Raw genomic sequence first — 17,281 nt, forward strand, 5'->3', positions numbered from 1 at the left:
ACGACCGCGTTCCTAGGAGAGTCATGTCCGAGACCGTGACCGCTTCCGGCAAGACCCCCGTCGACTTCTGGTTCGACCCGCTGTGCCCCTGGGCCTGGATGACCTCCCGCTGGGTCCTGGAAGTGGAGAAGGTCCGGGACATCGAGGTCCGCTGGCACATCATGAGCCTCGCCGTGCTCAACGAGGACAAGCTGGACCAGCTGCCCGAGGAGTACCGGGACATGCTGGCCACCAAGGCGTGGCAGCCGGTGCGCGTGGTGACCGCCGCCTGGCAGAAGCACGGCGACGACGTCCTCGGCCCGCTGTACACGGCCCTCGGCACCCGCATCCACAACCAGGGCGAGGGCCCGACCCTTCAGGCCATTGCCGCGGCGCTCGACGAGGTCGGCCTGCCCGCGGACCTGATCGACTACGCCGAGCAGGAGGACTTCGAGTTCGACGCCGAGCTGCGCGCCTCGCACAAGGAGGGCATCGAGAAGGTCGGCCAGGAGGTGGGCACCCCGGTGATCGCGGTCCCGGGTGCCGACGGCGAGCAGATCGCCTTCTTCGGCCCGGTGGTCACCCCGGCCCCCAAGGGTGAGGACGCCGCGAAGCTGTGGGACGGCACGCTGGCGGTCGCCTCCGTCCCGGGCTTCTACGAGATCAAGCGCACCCGGACGCAGGGCCCGGACTTCAGCAACCTGTAGGACACCCGGTGCGGGCCCCGGGGCGTACGGCTCCGGCGGCCCGCACCGCTGTGTTCACTCCAGGACGGGCACCCGGATGGGCCGGGCGAAGGGCTTCTTGTTCCCGCCGGTGCGCAGGTTGCGGCACTGTTTGCCGCTCTCGGTGTCCAGTACGGCCTCGCACATCCGGAACTCGCGCACGGCCGCGCGGCCGAGCCGCTCCTCGAGCCAGGACTGCTCGGCACGGTTGAGCTCGCGATGGGGCTGATCGGTGTCGCAGGTGAAGCAGTACATCGGCATTCGGCCACCATGCCCCGGAGCCCCCGCTACCGGAAGACCCCCCGCGAGTCATTCCCCCACAGGGGGCGCTCCCACTCGCGGGGGGTCTTCCTTTTATCCGCCTGCCGGTGAAACGGTGAGAAGACGATCACGGGCAGGACGCTTCACCCCGCCCTCAGGGGGCGAGCAGCAGCACATCGGCCCGGGACCTGGCCGCCGCGTACCGACGGGCCACGTCCTGCCAGTTCACGACCTGCCACATGGCCTCGATGAAGTCCACCTTCTGGTTGCGGTACTGCAGATAGAAGGCGTGCTCCCAGGCGTCGAAGACCAGGATCGGGGTGGCCGCCTGGCCGACGTTGCCCTGGTGGTCGTAGACCTGCTCGACGATCAGCCGGCCGCTGAGCGGCTCATGGGCCAGGACGCCCCAGCCCGAGCCCTGCGTGGTGGCGGCGGCCTTGGACAGCTGCGCCTTGAACTGCCGGTACGAACCGAACGACTCGGTGATGGCGTCGGCCAGCTCGCCCACGCCGTCCTGCTCCAGGGGCTCGCCGCCGCCGTCACCGCTCATGTTCTGCCAGTAGATCGAGTGCAGGATGTGGCCGGAGAGGTGGAAGGCCAGGTTCTTCTCCAGGCCGTTGATCGAGGCCCACGCTTCCTTGTCCCGTGCCTCGGCGAGCTGCTCCAGGGTGTCGTTGGCGCCCTTCACATACGCCGCGTGGTGCTTGTCGTGGTGCAGCTCGATGATCTCGGGGCTGATCACGGGGGCGAGCGCGGAGTAGTCGTACGGCAGCTCGGGCAGCGTGTAGACGGGCATGGGTCCTCTCCGTACCTCTTATTGCAACTAGCTTGCAAGTACACGCTAGCAACAAAAAGGACCGGGCGGGGCCGGGGAGGGCAACAAGAAGGCCCCCACGTGTCGACGTGGGGGCCTGCTCGGCCGGAGGAGGGGACGGCGTCAGCCTCGGGCGCGAGCCCGCTGCCGGGCGTAGCCCAGGACGGCCAGGAACAGCGTCATGCCGCCCGTCGAGTACAGCTGCACCCGGGTGTCCGACTGCCGGGCCATCAGCACGAAGATCGCCGTCATGCCCGCCAGCGCGACCCAGGTCAGCACCGGGAACGCCCACATCCGCACGACCAGCCGCTCGGGCGTCTCCCGCTCCAGACGCCGGCGCATGCGCAGCTGCGAGACCGCGATGAAGAACCAGACGACCAGGATCACCGCGCCGATCATGTTCAGCAGCCAGGGGAAGACGTCGTTCGGCCGCCAGTAGCTGAGGACGACACAGCCGAAGCCGAACAGCGACGAGGTCAGCACGGCGGCCCTGGGCACCCCGCCGGAGACCCTGCCCAGCGCCTTCGGGCCCTGACCGCGCTGCACCAGCGAGTACGCGATACGCGAGGAGCCGTAGATGTTGGCGTTCATCGCGGACAGCAGCGCGACCAGCACCACCACGCTCATCAGCCGCCCGGCGCCCGGGATGCCCAGGTGGTCGAGGGCCGCCACGTACGGGCCCTTGCCGACGACCTCCTTGTCGTGCCACGGGACGAGGGTGACGATGACCGCCATGGAGCCGATGTAGAAGAGCGCGATGCGCCACATCGCCGTACGGACCGCGCCCGCCACGCCCCTGACCGGGTCCGGGGACTCCGCCGCGGCGATGGTGACGGTCTCCAGACCGCCGTACGCGAACACCGACGCGAGCAGTCCGATGACGAAGCCCTGGCTGCCGTGGGGCAGGAAGTCGCTGAGGTTCGAGGCGCCCGGGGAGTCGGTACCGGGCAGCACCCCGGCGATCGCCAGCCCGCCGAGCACCAGGAACAGGCTGATCGCGCCGACCTTGAGCGCCGCGAACCAGAACTCGAACTCGCCGAAGTTCTTCACCGCGGCCAGGTTCGCGCCGCAGAAGACCACCATGAACAGCGCCACCCACGCCCACTCGGGCGTCCCCGGCAGCCAGCCGGTCACGATCTTCGCGGCGCCGATGCCCTCCAGGCCGACGGCCGTGCACAGCAGCACCCAGAACGACCAGCCCGCGGTGAAGCCCGCCCAGGGGCCGATCGCCCGCTCGGCGTGCGCGGAGAAGGAGCCCGAGGACGGATGGGCGGCCGACATCTCGCCGAGCATCCGCATCACCAGCATGACGAGCAGACCGGAGACGGCGTACGCGATCACGATCGACGGGCCGGCGGCGGCGATACCCGCGCCCGAGCCCACGAACAGGCCGGCGCCGATCACACCGCCGAGGGCGATCATCGACAGATGGCGCTGCTTCAGTCCGTGGGACAGGGAGACGCCGGTCTCCGGTGGTGTCTCGACTGTGGTGTGGGGCATGGGCGCCTAGTCCAATTGCAAGAGTCGGGCAAAAACCCCCACAGTCTGGGCAGCCTCTCCGCTCCGGCGAAGAGGCTGCCCACTATCCGGACGTCGACCGTACGGAAGGTGAACCCCCCGTTACGCGGCGATCGGCGTGTAGTGCGAGGCGTCCCCCTCGATCACATAGCTCTCCTTGCCCTCGACGCCGACCGGGATGTCACCGGCGACGGTCACCCGGTTCAGCCGGCGCGGCAGGCCGTCGTAGTTGTCGATGGCGTAGTGCTGGGTGATGCGGTTGTCGAACAGCACGAGCTGGTTCTCCGACCAGCGCCAGCGCAGGATGTTCTCCGGCCGGGTGACATACGCCTGGAGCAGGTCCAGGATCCTGCGGGACTCGGGCACCGACAGGCCGACGATCCGCTGGGCGAATCCGCCGATGAACAGCCCCCGCTCGCCGGTCAGGGGGTGGACGCGCACCACCGGGTGGGCGGTGCGGTACCTGATCGACGTGAACTGGGCGCGCTGGGCGGCCTTCTCCTCGTCGATCGCCTCGTCCGGCACCGCGTAGTCGTAGTCGTTGGTGTGCTCCGCCCACAGCGTGTCGGCGAGGCGGCGCAGGGGTTCCGGCAGGTCGCGGTAGGCGGCCGCGGCGTCGGCGATCAGGGTCTCGCCGCCGTACGGCGGGATCGTGAGCGAGCGCAGGGTGCTGGCCTGCGGCGGGTTGAGGACGAAGGTCACATCGGTGTGCCAGTGGTTGGCGCGGCCCCGCTCGCTGTCCACGGGCAGCACGTTCGGGGCGCCCTCGACGGCGGGCACCGTCGGGTGGGCGGTGGTGAGGTCCCCGAAGTGGCGGGCGAACGCCTGCTGGCCCTCGTCGTCGAGGTTCACCTCCTCGAAGACGAGCGCCTTGTGGATGTTGAGGGCCTCCCGGACGGCGGCGGCCGTCTCCTCGTCGAGGGGCTTGGAGAGGTCGACGCCGACGATCCGTGCGCCGATGTTCGCGGTGACCTTGTGGATCTCGATGGTCGGCATGGCTGGTCCTTCCGGACGGTGGTGAGTGCGGTCAGGCGGTGGCGAGGGCGGAGGTGCGGTCGGTGACGTACCGGTTGGCGGGCCGCGGGAGGCCGTAGCGCTCCCGCAGGGTCCGGCGGGGGCCGTACTCCGCGCGGAGCAGGCCGCGGGCGCGCAGGAGCGGGACGACGTGTTCGACGAAGGCCTCCAGACCGGAGGGCAGCAGCGCGGGCATGATGTTGAAGCCGTCGGCCGCGCCCTGGGTGAACCATGTCTCGATGGCGTCCGCGACCTGCTCGGGCGTACCCGCGAAGGTGAGGTGCCCGCGCCCGCCGCCGAGCCGTCCGATCAGCTGCCGTACGGTCAGCCGCTCGCGCCGGGCAAGCTCCACCACGAGCGTGTAGCGGCTCTTGGCGCCCTCGATCTCGCTCTCGGGCGGGAGGCCGGAGGGAAGTTCGGCGTCCAGGTCGAGGGTGCCGGGCTCCAGACGCAGCAGGTTCTCCAGCCGGTCGCGGCCGTGTTCGTGGACGATGTGCTCCTCGAGCACCCGCTCGTTCGCCCGCGCCTCGGCCTCCGTGGAACCGAGCACCGGGACGATGCCGGGCAGCACCTTGATGTGGTCCGGGTCCCGGCCGGCCGCCCCGGTGAGGGACTTGAGACCGGTGTAGAAGGCCTGCGCGCCGGCGAGCGTCTGCTGGGCGGTGAACACCGCCTCCGCGTACCGGGCCGCGAACCGCTTGCCGTCCTCGGAGGAGCCCGCCTGCACCAGCAGCGGGTACCCCTGGGGTGAGCGCGGCACGTTGAGGGCGCCCTCGACGCTGAAGTACGGGCCCCGGTGCCGCGGCGGATGGAGCTTGGCGTCGTCGCCCCACACGCCCGCCGCCTTGTCGGCGACGATCAGGTCGTCCTCCCAGCTGTCCCACAGCTTCAGCGCCACGTCGAGGAACTCGGCGGCGCGGGCGTAGCGGTCGGCGTGCGCGGGCTCGTGCTCGACACCGAAGTTGCGGGCGGCCTCGGCACCGGCGGTGGTCACGATGTTCCAGCCCGCCCGGCCGCCGCTGAGGATGTCCAGCGAGGCGAGCCTGCGGGCCAGGTTGTAGGGCGCGTTGTACGAGGTGGACGCCGTGGCGATCAGCCCGATGTGCTCGGTGGCCGTCGCGAGGGCGGTGAGCAGCGTGAGGGGCTCCAGGGCGCCGGAGGGGCGCTGGGCCACACCGCCCCACAGCTGGGGGCTGTCCGCGAGGAACAGCGAGTCGAAGGTGCCGCGCTCGGCGATCCGGGCGAGACCGACGTAGTGATTCAGGTCCACATGCGCGTGCGGGTCGCTCTCCGGGAGCCGCCAAGACGCCTCGTGGTGGCCGGTGTTCATCAGGAACGCGTTGAGATGCAGCTGACGGGTCATGCGGGATCCTCCGTGACGCCCAGTGCGGCGAGCAGCCGTTCCCGGTACGCGCCGAGAAGCGGATCCCGGTACGAGCGCGGATGCGGGCGGTCGATGGTCAGGTCGAGGCCGATCCGGCCCCGGTCGAGGACGAGGACACGGTCGGCGAGCACGATCGCCTCGTCCACGTCGTGGGTGACGAGCAGCACGGACGGCCGGTGGCGCTGCCACAGCTGCCGCAGCAGGCCGTGCATTCTGAGCCGGGTGAGGGCGTCCAGCGCGCCGAACGGTTCGTCGGCCAGCAGCAGTTCGGGCTCCCGGACCAGCGAGCGGGCGAGGGCCGCGCGCTGCGCCTCGCCGCCGGACAGCTCGCCCGGCCAGGCCCGCTCCCGGCCGCCCAGGCCCACTTCGGCGAGGGCGGCCCGGCCGCGAGCGGCGGCCTCCTTGCCGTCCGTGCCCAGCAGGACGTTGTCCAGCACCCGCCGCCAGGGCAGCAGCCGTGAGTCCTGGAAGACCACGGAGACCCGCTCCGGCGCGGTGAGCCCGCCGCTGCCCTCGACCTCGTGGTCGAGTCCGGCGATCGCCCGCAGCAGGGTGCTCTTGCCCGAGCCGCTGTGCCCGAGCAGGGCGGTGAACTGGCCGACGGGCAGATCGAGATCGACGGCGTCGAGGACCGTGCGGCCGTCGTACGACCGGGTCAGGCCCCGGATCCGGACGGCCGGCCGGGTCAGCTGCTCAGTGTGCGTCGCCATGACAGCACCCTCCGTTCGACGATGCGGACCGCGCTGTCGGAGGCCAGGCCGAAGATGCCGTAGATCGCCAGGCCGACGAGGATGACGTCCGTCTGGCCGTAGTTCTGGGCCTGGTACATCAGATAGCCGAGGCCGCTGGTGGCGTTGATCTGCTCCAGCACCACCAGACCCAGCCAGGAGCCGGTCACGCCGAGCCGCAGCCCGACGAAGAAGCCGGGCAGTGCGCCGGGGATCACGATCTGGCGGATGAACCGGTACCGGGTCAGGCCCTGCACCTCGGCGAGTTCGACGAAGCGGCTGTCGATGCCGGACAGCGCGGCGTGCGTGTTCAGATAGACCGGGACGTAGACGACGATGGCGATGATCGCGATCTTGAAGGTCTCGCCGATGCCCAGCCAGAGGATGAACAGCGGGATCAGACCGAGGGTCGGGATCGCCCGGTTGAGCTGCACGGTCCCGTCGATCAGCGCCTCACCGGTCCGGCTCAGCCCGGAGGCGAGCGCGAGCAGCACTGCGGCGGTCAGTCCGAGCGCGAAGCCGTAGGCGGCCCGCCGCAGCGAGGTCAGCACATCCGTGGAGAGCGTGCCGTCGGTCCACAGACGGACCCCGGTCCTCAGCACCGTCCAGGGGGCGGGGATCGCCGCAGGGTCCAGCTGTCCGGCGGCGGAGGCGGCGGCCCACAGGGCGAGCAGGAGCAGCGGGCCGACGAGACGGGCGGCGGGCAACGGCCTGCCGGGGGCGAGACCGCGGCGCCTGCGCCGCGCGGGCGGAGCCGAGGGCGGCGCCGGGGCCGTGGCCGTGGTCGTCGTGGTCACGGCGCTCACCTCCGGTACTCCGCGGACACGGCCTTCGCCGCGAGGCCCTCGAAGCGCCGGTCGAAGAGCGAGCGCACGTCGAACTTCTTCACGAAGCCGCCCTCCGCCAGCAGATCGGCGGTCTCCTGCTCCCAGGTGATCGCCTCGTCCCAGCTCGGCGGGAACAAGGGCTTGTTGGCGAGCCTGGTGATGGACTCGGCCTGGGCCAGGGTCAGGTTCTGCGTCCCGACGTAGAACTCCCGGTTCCAGACGTCCGGGTGCTCCCACTGCCACACCTGGCCCTTCGCCCACTGCGGGATGTACGCGGCGATCGCGGCGGCCTTCGCGGGGTCGTTCAGCACCGAGGCGGGTGCCCACAGCAGATTGAGCAGGTCGACCACGTCGGTGGGGACGGTCCGGGCGCCCTTGGACGCGTAGAGCTTCAGATACGCCGGTGCCTGGCTGTTGGCGAGCGGGGCGATGTCCACCTGGCCGGACTGCAGCGCGGTGAGGAACTGGTTGCTGGTGAGCGGCACCAGCTGGGCGTCGTCGTATTTCAGCCCTGCCCGCTTCAGCGCGCGCAGCAGCACGACTCCCTGCGCCTGCCCCTGGGAGAAGGCAAGCTTCTTTCCCTTGAAATCCGCGACCGTGCGGATGTCGCTGCCGGGCTTCGTGGCGAAGAGATAGTTGGGCTTGCGGGTGATGTCGATCGCGACGATTTTCGCGTCGAAACCCTGATAGTGCGCCTGGATCGGCGGGATTCCCGCGTTGTTGGCGAGGTCCAGCGACCTGGCGCGGAAGGCGTTGATCACGTCCGGCCCCGCCCCGATGTTCACCCAGCTCGACACGGTGAAGGGCAACGCGGACAGGTGCGCCAGTTCGAACTGCAGTTGCTGGACGTTCTGGAACGAGGCGATCTTCAGGCTCGTACCGGCCGGGACCCGGTCCGCGAGCGGGGCCGAGGAGGCCCCGGCCCTCGAGGTCCCGGCCGCGGCGCCGCTTCCCGCGCAGCCGGTCAGCCCGGCGGCACCGGCGGCGAGACCGAGCACAGAGGTGAGGAACAGACGCCGGTCGACACCGGACGCGGGCGGAGCAGGCATGGGAGGACTCCCTGGTTCACAGGACAGGCGTGACGTGACAGAGGAATTCCGGGCTCGGCAGAGCCCGGAAAGGGAAATCGCGGGGAGCGAGGAGAAGGTGAAGCGATGCGAAGGAAAAGCAAAAGGGGATGAAGGCGCCGCAGGGCATCGCCTGACGAGACGTCAGGGTGTCAATGTGTCAGCAACAAAGGGTGCGACAGATCATGCGCGGGCTCATGAACACGATGCTCCCGGCCCCGAAGAGGCCTGTCAACATTCCGAGTTTCTGAATTAATTCCGCTCAGGTGGAAGCGCCCAGCGGATCCCGGTAGAGCACGTCCAGGGCGACCGAGCCGCCCGCCACGGCCAGCACGGAGTCCGGGAAGCTCGTCGGCAGGACGGCCGCCGCCCGGTCCGTCCCGACCGCCTCCCGCAGCGCCGAGAGACAGTCCTCCCGGTGCATCACGCCTACCTCGGTGACCACGACCGTCTCCGGATTGAGCACGTCGAGCAGCAGCCCCGCCGCCCGCCCGGTCGCCCGCGCCCGGTCCACCAGCAGGCGCCCGGCCACCCGGTCGCCGGCCGCCGCGGCGGCGACCACGTGCATCGGGTTCGCCCCGTCGATGACACCCGCCTCCCGGGCCCGCCGGCACAGCGTCCGCTCGCTCAGCTCGACCTGGAGGCAGCCGACGCGTCCGCAGTCGCACGGCTCGGTCCCGCCCGGTACCGGCAGATGAGAGATCGCCCCGGCCTGGGAGCGCGGCCCGTAGTGCACCTGGCCGTGGGTGGCGAAGGCCGCGTCGACCACGTTGCCCACGAACAGATGCAGCACGCTGCGGCTGCCGCGCGCCCGCCCGAACAGCCGCTCCCCGTTGACCAGCGCCCGCGCATGCCCGTCGACGTGCACCGGCAGTCCGGTGGCGGCGCCGAGCACCTCCCGCACGGGCACCTCCCGCCAGCCCAGCAGCGCGTGTTCGACGATGGTCCCCGAGTCCCGGTCCACCCAGCCGCCGGCCGCCAGCCCCACCCCCAGGGGCGTGCCCGCCCCGCTCTCGGCGAGCAGCGCCCGCAGCCCGTCGGCGGCCCGCGTCAGCACCCGGTCCGCGTCGGTGTGCTCGTGCGCGATCCGCCGCTCGATCAGCACCCGCCCGCGCAGGTCCAGCAGGGCCACGGTGGTGTACGGCACCGCCACATGCACCCCGCCCACCACGAACCGGGAGTCGTCCAGGTCGACCGGTACGTGCGGACGGCCCACCCCGCCCGAGCGCCGGGGCGCCGCCGCCTCACGGAGCAGCCCGATGTCGGTGAACCGGGCGCAGTAGTCCGTCACCGACGCGGGCGACAGCCCGGTGAGCCGGGCGATGGTGCTGCGCGCCACCGGGCCGTGTTCCAGCACCGACCGCAGGACGACGCTCGCGTTCGTCCGGCGCCGGTCGCGGTCGGCGGCACGGGGCACGGGGGAGGGGGCGGGGGCGGGGGCGGGGGCGGGGAGGCTTGCGGTTCGGGGCATGGAGGCTTCCTCAGGGAACGGGTCCGACACTGCGCCGATTTCGAACGCTGGAGGCGCCGGAGCCGCTCCGCCCGCCTCACAGCAGGGGGCGACAGGTGGCCGTGCCCTGGCGTCGCAGGTCGACATAGCGACGCGACGTGAGATTCCGGGCCTGGGCAACCATGGGCTCGAAGCTAGCAAAACGGTTCACCACTGCCCAGACGGCGACCGACGGGCGAGACGGAAGCTCTGAGGAGGCGCCATGCGGTTGGTGGATCCCTACAGTTGCCCTCGGTCCGGCCTCACCGGAGTCACCGCCGTCACCTCAGTGACCGGAATCACGCCGTATCGCGTGTAAGCCCCAGCTTTTGTCGACAGCCCACCAACTCCCGGATCCGGCCTTTGTCGAGCGCTGACGGTGATCGGCTCCCCGGCCCTGGGATAGCGTCACCGTGTCCCGAACCGTCCCCACCGCCGGAGTGAGTTCTCATGAGCACCGCCACCGCCACAGTTGCCCGCCCCGGCGAGGTCCTCGCCGACCTGCTGCCCGCCTCCCGGGTGCGTGACGTCGCCCTCGTGGTCGGCGGTGCCGCGCTCACCGGGCTCGCCGCGCAGCTCTCGGTGCCCGTGCCGGGCTCCCCGGTGCCGGTGACCGGACAGACCTTCGCCGCGCTGCTCGTGGGCACGGCGCTCGGCGCCCGCCGCGGCTTCCTGTCGCTCGCCCTGTACGCGCTGGCCGGTGTCGCCGGCGTGCCGTGGTTCGCCGGTGGCGGATCCGGTGCCGCCGCCCCGTCCTTCGGCTATGTCCTCGGCATGCTGCTCGCCTCCGCCGTCGTGGGCGCCCTGGCCCGCCGCGGCGCCGACCGCTCGGTGCTGCGCACGGCCGGCGCGATGCTGCTGGGCGAGGCGATCATCTACGCGATCGGCGTCCCGTACCTGGCGCTGGCCACCGGCATGTCCGCGACCGCCGCGATCGCGGCCGGGCTCACCCCGTTCCTGATCGGCGACGCCCTGAAGGCCGCCCTGGCGATGGGCCTGCTGCCCACCGCCTGGAAGCTCGTCGGGAAGTGACGTAACCGCACCATCCGAGACCTGCGGTACAAGGGCCGGGCAGCACGCCCGGCCCCTGCGCTTTTCCCGGCCCCGTCCGCCGAGCCGCGACTACGGCCTGTCGGAGTCACGCCACTCGCGGCGGTACATCCCGTAGACAGCCCGGAACACTCCGGCTGAAACGGGCGGCACCGGTGAAATCCCACCGGTGTGCCACCGCGGCGACGGGAAGCCCCGAGGCCCGCCTGCGAGACAGCTCCCGCCGGCACGCTTCCAGGCGGCGCCTCTGGAGGCCAGCGGCTGACAGTGGCCTCCTCGCGCGCACACGGCAGCTCGTCGCACAGGGCGACGAGGACGAGTACGTAGTGGTGAAGCGGTTGGACAGCGGAGGCGCCCACCTGTACCGGATCCATCCGAAGCCGGGGTCACTCCCGTGGCCAGTCGCGGAAGAAGCTTCAGCCGGACGGCTGAGAACCGGATGCCGACACCCTCGGATCAGGCACCCGGAAGCACAGAAGGGCCCCGCGGCCTTGCGCCGCGGGGCCCTTCCCTTCGCTCAGCTCACCTGCCGGTCAGGCACCGACCTCGGCGCGCGCCTGCTCCGCGTCCACCGCGCTCTCGGCGGTCCGGCCGCCGCGCAGCTTCTCCTTCACCACGGCGACCACGAGCACGACCGCCGCCACCAGCAGCGACAGCAGCACCGTCTCGCGTCCGTCGTGCTCGGTGTCGGTCAGCATGTAGCCGAGGACGAACACGATCAGTGCGGCAGCGGCCCAGGTCAGGTAGGGGTACAGCCACATCTTCACGACGAGCTTCTCCGGCGCCTCACGCTGGATGATCTTCCGCATCCGCAGCTGCGAGAAGCAGATCACCAGCCAGACGAACAGGGCGACCGCACCGCTGGAGTTCACCAGGAAGAGGAAGACGGAGTCCGGGAACTTGTAGTTGAAGAACACCGCCAGGAAGCCGAAGAGGACGGAGACGACGATCGCCGCCATCGGCACGCCACGGCGGGTGGTCCGGGCGAAGGCCTTCGGCGCGTCGCCGCGCTGGCCCAGCGAGAAGGCCATGCGGGAGGCCGTGTAGAGCCCGGAGTTCAGGCAGGACAGCACCGACGTCAGCACGATGAAGTTCATGATCTCGCCGGCGTGCGCGATCCCGAGGGAGTCCAGGGCGGCGACGTACGAGCCCTTGTCCTTGATCGACGGGTCGTTCCACGGCAGCAGGGAGACGACGACGAGGATCGAGCCCAGGTAGAAGACGCCGATGCGCCAGATGATGCTGTTGGTCGACTTGGTCACCGCGCGCTGCGGGTCCTCGGACTCGCCGGCCGCCAGCGTGGCGATCTCGCTGCCCATGAAGGAGAAGACGACGAGCAGGACACCGGTGAGGATCGCGCCGGGACCGTGCGGCAGGAAGCCGCCGTGGGAGGTCAGGTTGCCGAAGCTCGCCTTGTCGCTGTGCACGCCCGGCAGCACACCGAAGATGGCGAGGGCGCCGACCACGATGAAGGCACCGATCGCCACGACCTTGATGCCGGCGAACCAGAACTCGAACTCACCGTAGGAGCCGACGGAGACCAGGTTGGTCGCGGTCAGCACCATCATCACGATGAGAGCCCAGCCCCACTGGGGCACGGCGGGGATCCAGCTCTGGAGGATCTTCGCGCCCGCGGTGGCCTCCACGGCCAGCACGACCACCCAGAAGAACCAGTACAGCCAGCCGATCGAGAAACCGGCCCAGCGGCCGAGGGCGCGGTCCGCGTGCGCGGAGAAGGAGCCGGAGGTGGGGTTCGCGGCGGACATCTCGCCCAGCATGCGCATCACCAGCACCACGAGCGTGCCGACGAGGGCGTAGGAGAGCAGGATGCCGGGGCCGGCGGTGGCGATTCCGCTACTGGATCCGACAAACAGGCCGGCGCCGATGACACCGCCGATGGCGATCATCGACAGATGACGGTTCTTGAGTCCGGCCTGGAGGCCGCCGCCGGGTTCTCCGGCGGCGCCGGTGGCATTTCCGGCCTTTGTGGGGGTCGGCTGCGAGGTCATGAAGGATATTTCCTTTGAGCCGGGTGTACGGGGATGTGGGGGACACACACCCGTACGTGTACGGGCCCCGTACGGGGCCGGGGGGCGCCGAGAGTACGGGGGCTCATACGAGCGGTGTACGAGCCGGTCCAGTGAATCGGAGGCGAAGAAATTCGGAAACCTTTGAATCCGTATTGTTACTTGAGGTTTTCTTGAGCTTCAATGGTGTAGCTCACACGTATTTCGCCCGGAACCCGGCGAAGCCGACCGACGGCGGGCGTGACACACTCGGACCATGCGCGTGTATCTCGGCTCCGACCATGCCGGCTTCGAACTGAAGAACCACCTCGTCGAGTGGCTCAAGTCCGCCGGCCACGAGCCCGTCGACTGCGGGCCCCACATCTACGACGCCCAGGACGACTACCCGCCGTTCTGCCTCCGCGCGGCGGAGCGCACCGCGGCCGACCCCGGTTCCCTCGGCATCGTGATCGGCGGCTCGGGCAACGGCGAGCAGATCGCCGCGAACAAGGTGAAGGGCGTCCGTGCGGCCCTCGCCTGGAGCGAGGAGACGGCGTCCCTCGGCCGCCAGCACAACGACGCGAACGTCGTCGCGGTGGGTGCGCGCATGCACACGCAGGACGAGGCGACGAAGTTCGTCGAGACGTTCCTGGCCACGCCGTTCTCGGGTGACCAGCGCCACGTGCGGCGCATCGACATGCTCTCGGACTACGAGACCACGGGCGACCTGCCGCCGATCCCCGCCCACCACCCGCAGGACTGACCGTCCGCCCGCCCGGCGTCCGGGGTGCCTGAACCGGGGGCCGGGGTGCCCCCGTGGCGCCCCGGCGTCCGGAGTGCCGGCGTACCGATGATCTGAAAGGTGGGGCAAGCGTGCCGGAGGGGCACACGATTCACCGGCTGGCCGAGGACTACGCGGCACGGTTCGCGGGCGGCCCCGTCGCCGTCTCCAGTCCCCAGGGCAAGTTCGCCGACGCCGCGGCCCTGCTCGACGGCGCCGCACTGCACACCGCCGACGCCCATGGCAAGCACCTCTTCCTCGGCTTCCGCGGCGGCGACTGGGTGCACATCCACCTCGGCCTGTTCGGCAAGGTCGCCTTCGGCGACGCCCCCGCGCCCCCGCCCACCGACACGGTCCGCCTCCGCCTCGCGAACCCCGCCTCGTACGTCGACCTGCGCGGCCCGACCACCTGCGCGCTGATCACGGACGAGGAGAAGGGCGCGCTGCACGCCCGCCTCGGCCCCGATCCGCTCCGCGACGACGCCGACCCCTCGGCCGCCTACCGCCGCGTCTCCCGCAGCCGTACGACCATCGCCGCCCTGCTCATGGACCAGAAGGTCATCGCCGGAGTCGGCAACGTCTACCGGGCCGAGGTCCTCTTCCGGCACGGCATCGACCCCTACCGCCCCGGCAAGGACATCTCCCCGGCCGAGTGGGACACGATCTGGGCCGACCTCGTCGGTCTGATGCGTGAGGGCGTCCGCGACAACCGCATCGACACCGTCCGCCCCGAACACGCGCCTGAGGCCATGGGCCGCCCGCCGCGTGTGGACGACCACGGCGGCGAGGTGTACGTGTACCGCAGGGCGAACCTGCGCTGCCATGTCTGTGGGGGCGAGATCCGCACCGCCGGTCTCGCCGCCCGCAATCTCTTCTGGTGCCCGGGCTGCCAGAAGGGATAGCCGCCCGGCCGGGGCCCGACCCAGCGCCGCGCGCACCGCGTGCGGCAGGTCGTGGCTCCGGTCAGAAGCCGTGCGGCAGCCAGGGCGCCACCGGGGAGCCGAACGCGAGCGACGCCTCCGCCAGCGCCCCCGGCCGCAGCTCCCGCACCCGTCCGGCCGCCGCCAGCGCCGTGAGCGACACCCCGCCCAGATACGCCGACCCCAGCTCCCGCACCGACAGCGCGAGATCGGCGGCGTCCCTCGTCCGCGCACAGGACGCGCCGTTCGCGTCCCCGACGAGCCGCCAACGCCCCTCGTTCCACGGGCAGAAGGCGTCCGCCACCTCGAACACCACGTCCACCGGCGCCTGATACGTCCGCGCCTGAAGCGCGGCCCCGACGTCGGCGAGCCGTACATAGAGCCCGTCCCGCAGCTGCGGCGTGCACCGCCGGATGTCGGACACCAGATGCTGCCAGGCCTCGTCCACCGGGCGGCCGCGCACCGCCAGCGTGGTCGTCAGATCGATGCCGAACAGGAAACGCCACAGCGCCGCGCCCGTCGCCGGATCGAGCGCGGCCAGATCCGACAGCGTGACCGTGCCGTTGTGCCCGGTGGCCCCCCAGCCGAGCCGGGTGCGGAAGCGCGCGTAGCCCGTGGTCTCGCCGTCCCGCTCGGCGACCACACACTGCAGCGCCGACGCGCCGTCCCGCTCGCCCGGCGGGTCGAGCAGCGCCACCCGCTCCCAGCCGGGCTGCCGCGCCAGCATGCCCGGGCGGCCGGGCACCAGTCCTGCGTACACCGCCTCGCACGCGTCGAGGGCGTCGGCGGGCGCCGCGTACCGCAGTCGTACGTCATCCGTACCGGGCGGAACGGACAGTTGCACCCGACTCGTGTCGATCTCCGCGCGGAGCTGCAAGGTCCCGACGCCGTACCCGAACCTGCCGTAGATCGCCGGCTCCGACGCGGTCAGCACCGCGAGCGGCTCGCCCCAGTCACGGATGTCGTCCAGCTGCCGGCGCATCATCGCCGTCAGCACCCCGCGTCGGCGGTGCGTCGCCGCGACGCTCACCATCGTGATGCCCGCCGTCGGGACCGAGGCGCCGCCGGGGACCGTGAGGCGGAATCGATACGCCCCCGCCGTGCCCACGCACACCTTCTCGTCCCATGCGCCCAAGGAACGTCCGAAATCAGAGAGTTCCTTTGAGAGTGCCCGCTCTTCGGCTGACACCTCCGTCCCGGCGAAGGCCCGGAAGAGATTGCCGTACCAGTCGTCCCACTCGTTCTGCCGCAACACCCGCACGTCCGTCGTCACAGACCATGCCTACCAGGGCAATGCGGGACGAGCGAGTGGATTTCGCCCCGGTCACGGGGGCCTGGTTCCTGTGAAGTTGAGCGCTCGGACGGGGGACAAGTGGGACCTCCCGTGCCAAGCACCTGGTCCGATGGATAGGGTCCCGAAGCAATGGCAGCAGGACGAGAGCGGCGCGGAGAGGCCGAGACGTTCACGGCCCGGTTGAAGAAGCAGTGGCACCGGGCCCGCACCGGCGTGCGCAGATCCGCTGTGGACTACTTCCGCGGGGACGGCTCGGACTGGGTGGCGCTGGCCGGTCTGCTGCTGATGGTTCCCCTCATCGCGGCCACCACCCTGGTCGATCCCGTGTGGTGCTCCCCGGCCGTCCTCGTCCTGCCGATCGTGGCCGGCGGTCTGCTGCTGCGCCCCTCCAGCCTGCTCGGCCTGTACGCCGCGGCGGCCACCGCGCTGATCGTCGAGTCGGTCAAGCTCGGGCCGTACACCGAGGGCCCGTCCCGGGTCACCCCCGGGATCGTGCTCGTGGTCGCGGCCTGCGGGTTCTTCGGGCTGCTGATCGCGCAGTTCCGCAGCCGGGTCGGCGTGCCCTGGCGGCGCGGCGGCACCATGCTCTTCGACCTGCGCGAGCGCATCCGGGTCCAGAGCAAGCTGCCGAAGCTGCCGCTCGGCTGGCACCGCGAGATGGCGCTCCGGCCCGCGGGTGGGCAGTCGTTCTCGGGCGACTTCGTGGTCGCGGCCCGCACCAACGGGGGCCGCACCCTGGAGGTCGTCCTGACCGATGTCTCGGGCAAGGGCATGGACGCCGGCTCGCGCGCCCTGCTGCTGTCCGGGGCGTTCGGCGGACTGCTGGGCTCGCTCCCGCCGCATGCCTTCCTGCCCGCCGCCAACGGCTATCTCCTCCGCCAGGACTGGGACGAGGGCTTCGCGACCTCCATCCATCTGGTCCTGGAACTGGAGTCGGGCGACTACGAGCTGTACTCGGCCGGCCATCCGCCGGGCCTCCAGCTCAGCGCGGGCAGCGGCCGCTGGGAGGAGAAGGCGGCGGACGGCCCGCTCCTCGGGGTCTACGACGGCGCCCAGTTCGACTCCGTGAAGGGCACGCTGCGCCCCGGCGATGTGCTGATGCTGTTCACGGACGGCCTGGTGGAGACGGCCGACCGCGACATCGTCGAGGGTATGGACCGCCTCATGGGCGAGGCCGACCGCTATGTGGCGAACGGCTTCCGCGGGGCCGCCTGGCATCTGATCGAGGCGGTGGCGAAGGACGTCAACGACGACCGGGCGCTGCTGCTGATCTGCCGGGAGGGTCCGACGACCCAGGCAGTGATCCGCTGAATCCACTGACCCTGCTGACCCGCTGAACGCGGCGGCACCGCCTCCGCGCCCGTGTCCCTGGCGCGGAGGCGGTCCCGTCCTCGGTCCGGAAACGGCCGGAGGCGGTGCGGGGG

The 17,281-nt window shown here is 71.1% G+C and carries 16 protein-coding genes; 5 read left to right on the top strand and 11 right to left on the bottom strand.

The genetic code is table 11. The annotated features are described in order from the left end of the window. Window positions 1-23 precede the first annotated feature (23 nt). Window positions 24-686, top strand: a complete 663-nt coding sequence (locus ACFY2Z_RS21255; protein ID WP_390745665.1) for a DsbA family protein — start codon at window positions 24-26, stop codon at window positions 684-686. Window positions 687-740: 54 nt separating this feature from the next. Here the strand turns inward: ACFY2Z_RS21255 and ACFY2Z_RS21260 are convergent, their stop codons facing one another. The 9 genes from ACFY2Z_RS21260 to ACFY2Z_RS21300 all read right to left on the bottom strand — a co-directional run bounded on the left by ACFY2Z_RS21260 (window position 741) and on the right by ACFY2Z_RS21300 (window position 9,788). Continuing rightward, the gene (locus tag ACFY2Z_RS21260) at window positions 741-965 is read right to left on the bottom strand and encodes a hypothetical protein (RefSeq protein ID WP_311696989.1); all 225 of its coding nucleotides are present in this window, start codon (window positions 963-965) and stop codon (window positions 741-743) included. A 154-nt stretch (window positions 966-1,119) separates the two neighbouring features. Continuing rightward, entirely contained in the window at window positions 1,120-1,761 is a 642-nt protein-coding gene (locus tag ACFY2Z_RS21265) for a superoxide dismutase (protein ID WP_311696988.1), read from the bottom strand. A 141-nt stretch (window positions 1,762-1,902) separates the two neighbouring features. Next, window positions 1,903-3,279, bottom strand: coding sequence for an amino acid permease (locus tag ACFY2Z_RS21270; RefSeq protein ID WP_390745666.1), 1,377 nt, complete (start codon window positions 3,277-3,279; stop codon window positions 1,903-1,905). Window positions 3,280-3,399: 120 nt separating this feature from the next. Next, window positions 3,400-4,293, bottom strand: coding sequence for a TauD/TfdA dioxygenase family protein (locus tag ACFY2Z_RS21275; protein ID WP_390745667.1), 894 nt, complete (start codon window positions 4,291-4,293; stop codon window positions 3,400-3,402). A gap of 31 nt (window positions 4,294-4,324) precedes the next feature. Beyond that, window positions 4,325-5,674 (bottom strand): LLM class flavin-dependent oxidoreductase, encoded by a 1,350-nt coding sequence (locus tag ACFY2Z_RS21280; RefSeq protein WP_390745668.1) that lies wholly within the window; start codon window positions 5,672-5,674, stop codon window positions 4,325-4,327. Beyond that, a complete protein-coding gene (locus tag ACFY2Z_RS21285) occupies window positions 5,671-6,405 on the bottom strand; it encodes an ABC transporter ATP-binding protein (protein ID WP_390745669.1) in 735 nt (244 codons plus the stop codon). The genes ACFY2Z_RS21280 and ACFY2Z_RS21285 overlap by 4 nt, the downstream gene beginning before the upstream one ends. Continuing rightward, window positions 6,381-7,229, bottom strand: a complete 849-nt coding sequence (locus ACFY2Z_RS21290; RefSeq protein ID WP_390745670.1) for an ABC transporter permease — start codon at window positions 7,227-7,229, stop codon at window positions 6,381-6,383. The genes ACFY2Z_RS21285 and ACFY2Z_RS21290 overlap by 25 nt, the downstream gene beginning before the upstream one ends. Then, complete coding sequence (locus ACFY2Z_RS21295; RefSeq protein ID WP_390745671.1) at window positions 7,226-8,299, bottom strand: ABC transporter substrate-binding protein; 1,074 nt, start codon at window positions 8,297-8,299, stop codon at window positions 7,226-7,228. Before ACFY2Z_RS21295 ends, ACFY2Z_RS21290 begins: the two co-directional genes overlap by 4 nt. 280 nt (window positions 8,300-8,579) lie before the next feature. Then, window positions 8,580-9,788, bottom strand: a complete 1,209-nt coding sequence (locus ACFY2Z_RS21300; RefSeq protein WP_390745672.1) for an ROK family protein — start codon at window positions 9,786-9,788, stop codon at window positions 8,580-8,582. Between the two features lie 468 nt (window positions 9,789-10,256). On the opposite strand from ACFY2Z_RS21300, the gene ACFY2Z_RS21305 reads away from it, so the two are divergent. After that, a complete protein-coding gene (locus ACFY2Z_RS21305) occupies window positions 10,257-10,838 on the top strand; it encodes a biotin transporter BioY (RefSeq protein WP_390745673.1) in 582 nt (193 codons plus the stop codon). Window positions 10,839-11,389: 551 nt separating this feature from the next. Here the strand turns inward: ACFY2Z_RS21305 and ACFY2Z_RS21310 are convergent. Next, window positions 11,390-12,865 carry an amino acid permease gene (locus ACFY2Z_RS21310; protein WP_390745674.1) on the bottom strand — a complete coding sequence of 492 codons (1,476 nt, stop codon included), beginning with the start codon at window positions 12,863-12,865 and terminating at the stop codon, window positions 11,390-11,392. A 274-nt stretch (window positions 12,866-13,139) separates the two neighbouring features. On the opposite strand from ACFY2Z_RS21310, the gene ACFY2Z_RS21315 reads away from it, so the two are divergent. Both ACFY2Z_RS21315 and ACFY2Z_RS21320 read left to right on the top strand, forming a co-directional pair. Next, window positions 13,140-13,625 carry a ribose-5-phosphate isomerase gene (locus ACFY2Z_RS21315; RefSeq protein WP_311696978.1) on the top strand — a complete coding sequence of 162 codons (486 nt, stop codon included), beginning with the start codon at window positions 13,140-13,142 and terminating at the stop codon, window positions 13,623-13,625. A 110-nt stretch (window positions 13,626-13,735) separates the two neighbouring features. Continuing rightward, a complete protein-coding gene (locus ACFY2Z_RS21320; protein ID WP_390745675.1) occupies window positions 13,736-14,545 on the top strand; it encodes an Fpg/Nei family DNA glycosylase in 810 nt (269 codons plus the stop codon). A gap of 61 nt (window positions 14,546-14,606) precedes the next feature. On the opposite strand, the gene ACFY2Z_RS21325 is transcribed toward ACFY2Z_RS21320, so the two are convergent. Further along, window positions 14,607-15,836: a GNAT family N-acetyltransferase gene (locus ACFY2Z_RS21325; RefSeq protein ID WP_390745676.1), complete on the bottom strand. Its 1,230-nt coding sequence runs from the start codon at window positions 15,834-15,836 to the stop codon at window positions 14,607-14,609. 150 nt (window positions 15,837-15,986) lie between these two features. Between ACFY2Z_RS21325 and ACFY2Z_RS21330 the strand changes: the two genes are divergently transcribed. Then, entirely contained in the window at window positions 15,987-17,168 is a 1,182-nt protein-coding gene (locus ACFY2Z_RS21330) for a PP2C family protein-serine/threonine phosphatase (protein ID WP_355912113.1), read from the top strand. Window positions 17,169-17,281 lie beyond the last annotated feature (113 nt).

It is taken from the genome of Streptomyces sp. NPDC001222 (assembly GCF_042896945.1).
Classification (GTDB): domain Bacteria; phylum Actinomycetota; class Actinomycetes; order Streptomycetales; family Streptomycetaceae; genus Streptomyces; species Streptomyces gibsoniae.

What these genes read in the sequence shown, in the direction of transcription:
- ACFY2Z_RS21255 (WP_390745665.1), top strand. Translation starts at nt 24, where the DNA reads ATGTCCGAGACCGTGACCGCTTCCGGCAAGACCCCCGTCGACTTCTGG.
- ACFY2Z_RS21260 (WP_311696989.1), bottom strand. Translation starts at nt 965, where the DNA reads ATGCCGATGTACTGCTTCACCTGCGACACCGATCAGCCCCATCGCGAG.
- ACFY2Z_RS21265 (WP_311696988.1), bottom strand. Translation starts at nt 1,761, where the DNA reads ATGCCCGTCTACACGCTGCCCGAGCTGCCGTACGACTACTCCGCGCTC.
- ACFY2Z_RS21270 (WP_390745666.1), bottom strand. Translation starts at nt 3,279, where the DNA reads ATGCCCCACACCACAGTCGAGACACCACCGGAGACCGGCGTCTCCCTG.
- ACFY2Z_RS21275 (WP_390745667.1), bottom strand. Translation starts at nt 4,293, where the DNA reads ATGCCGACCATCGAGATCCACAAGGTCACCGCGAACATCGGCGCACGG.
- ACFY2Z_RS21280 (WP_390745668.1), bottom strand. Translation starts at nt 5,674, where the DNA reads ATGACCCGTCAGCTGCATCTCAACGCGTTCCTGATGAACACCGGCCAC.
- ACFY2Z_RS21285 (WP_390745669.1), bottom strand. Translation starts at nt 6,405, where the DNA reads ATGGCGACGCACACTGAGCAGCTGACCCGGCCGGCCGTCCGGATCCGG.
- ACFY2Z_RS21295 (WP_390745671.1), bottom strand. Translation starts at nt 8,299, where the DNA reads ATGCCTGCTCCGCCCGCGTCCGGTGTCGACCGGCGTCTGTTCCTCACC.
- ACFY2Z_RS21300 (WP_390745672.1), bottom strand. Translation starts at nt 9,788, where the DNA reads ATGCCCCGAACCGCAAGCCTCCCCGCCCCCGCCCCCGCCCCCGCCCCC.
- ACFY2Z_RS21305 (WP_390745673.1), top strand. Translation starts at nt 10,257, where the DNA reads ATGAGCACCGCCACCGCCACAGTTGCCCGCCCCGGCGAGGTCCTCGCC.
- ACFY2Z_RS21310 (WP_390745674.1), bottom strand. Translation starts at nt 12,865, where the DNA reads ATGACCTCGCAGCCGACCCCCACAAAGGCCGGAAATGCCACCGGCGCC.
- ACFY2Z_RS21315 (WP_311696978.1), top strand. Translation starts at nt 13,140, where the DNA reads ATGCGCGTGTATCTCGGCTCCGACCATGCCGGCTTCGAACTGAAGAAC.
- ACFY2Z_RS21330 (WP_355912113.1), top strand. Translation starts at nt 15,987, where the DNA reads ATGGCAGCAGGACGAGAGCGGCGCGGAGAGGCCGAGACGTTCACGGCC.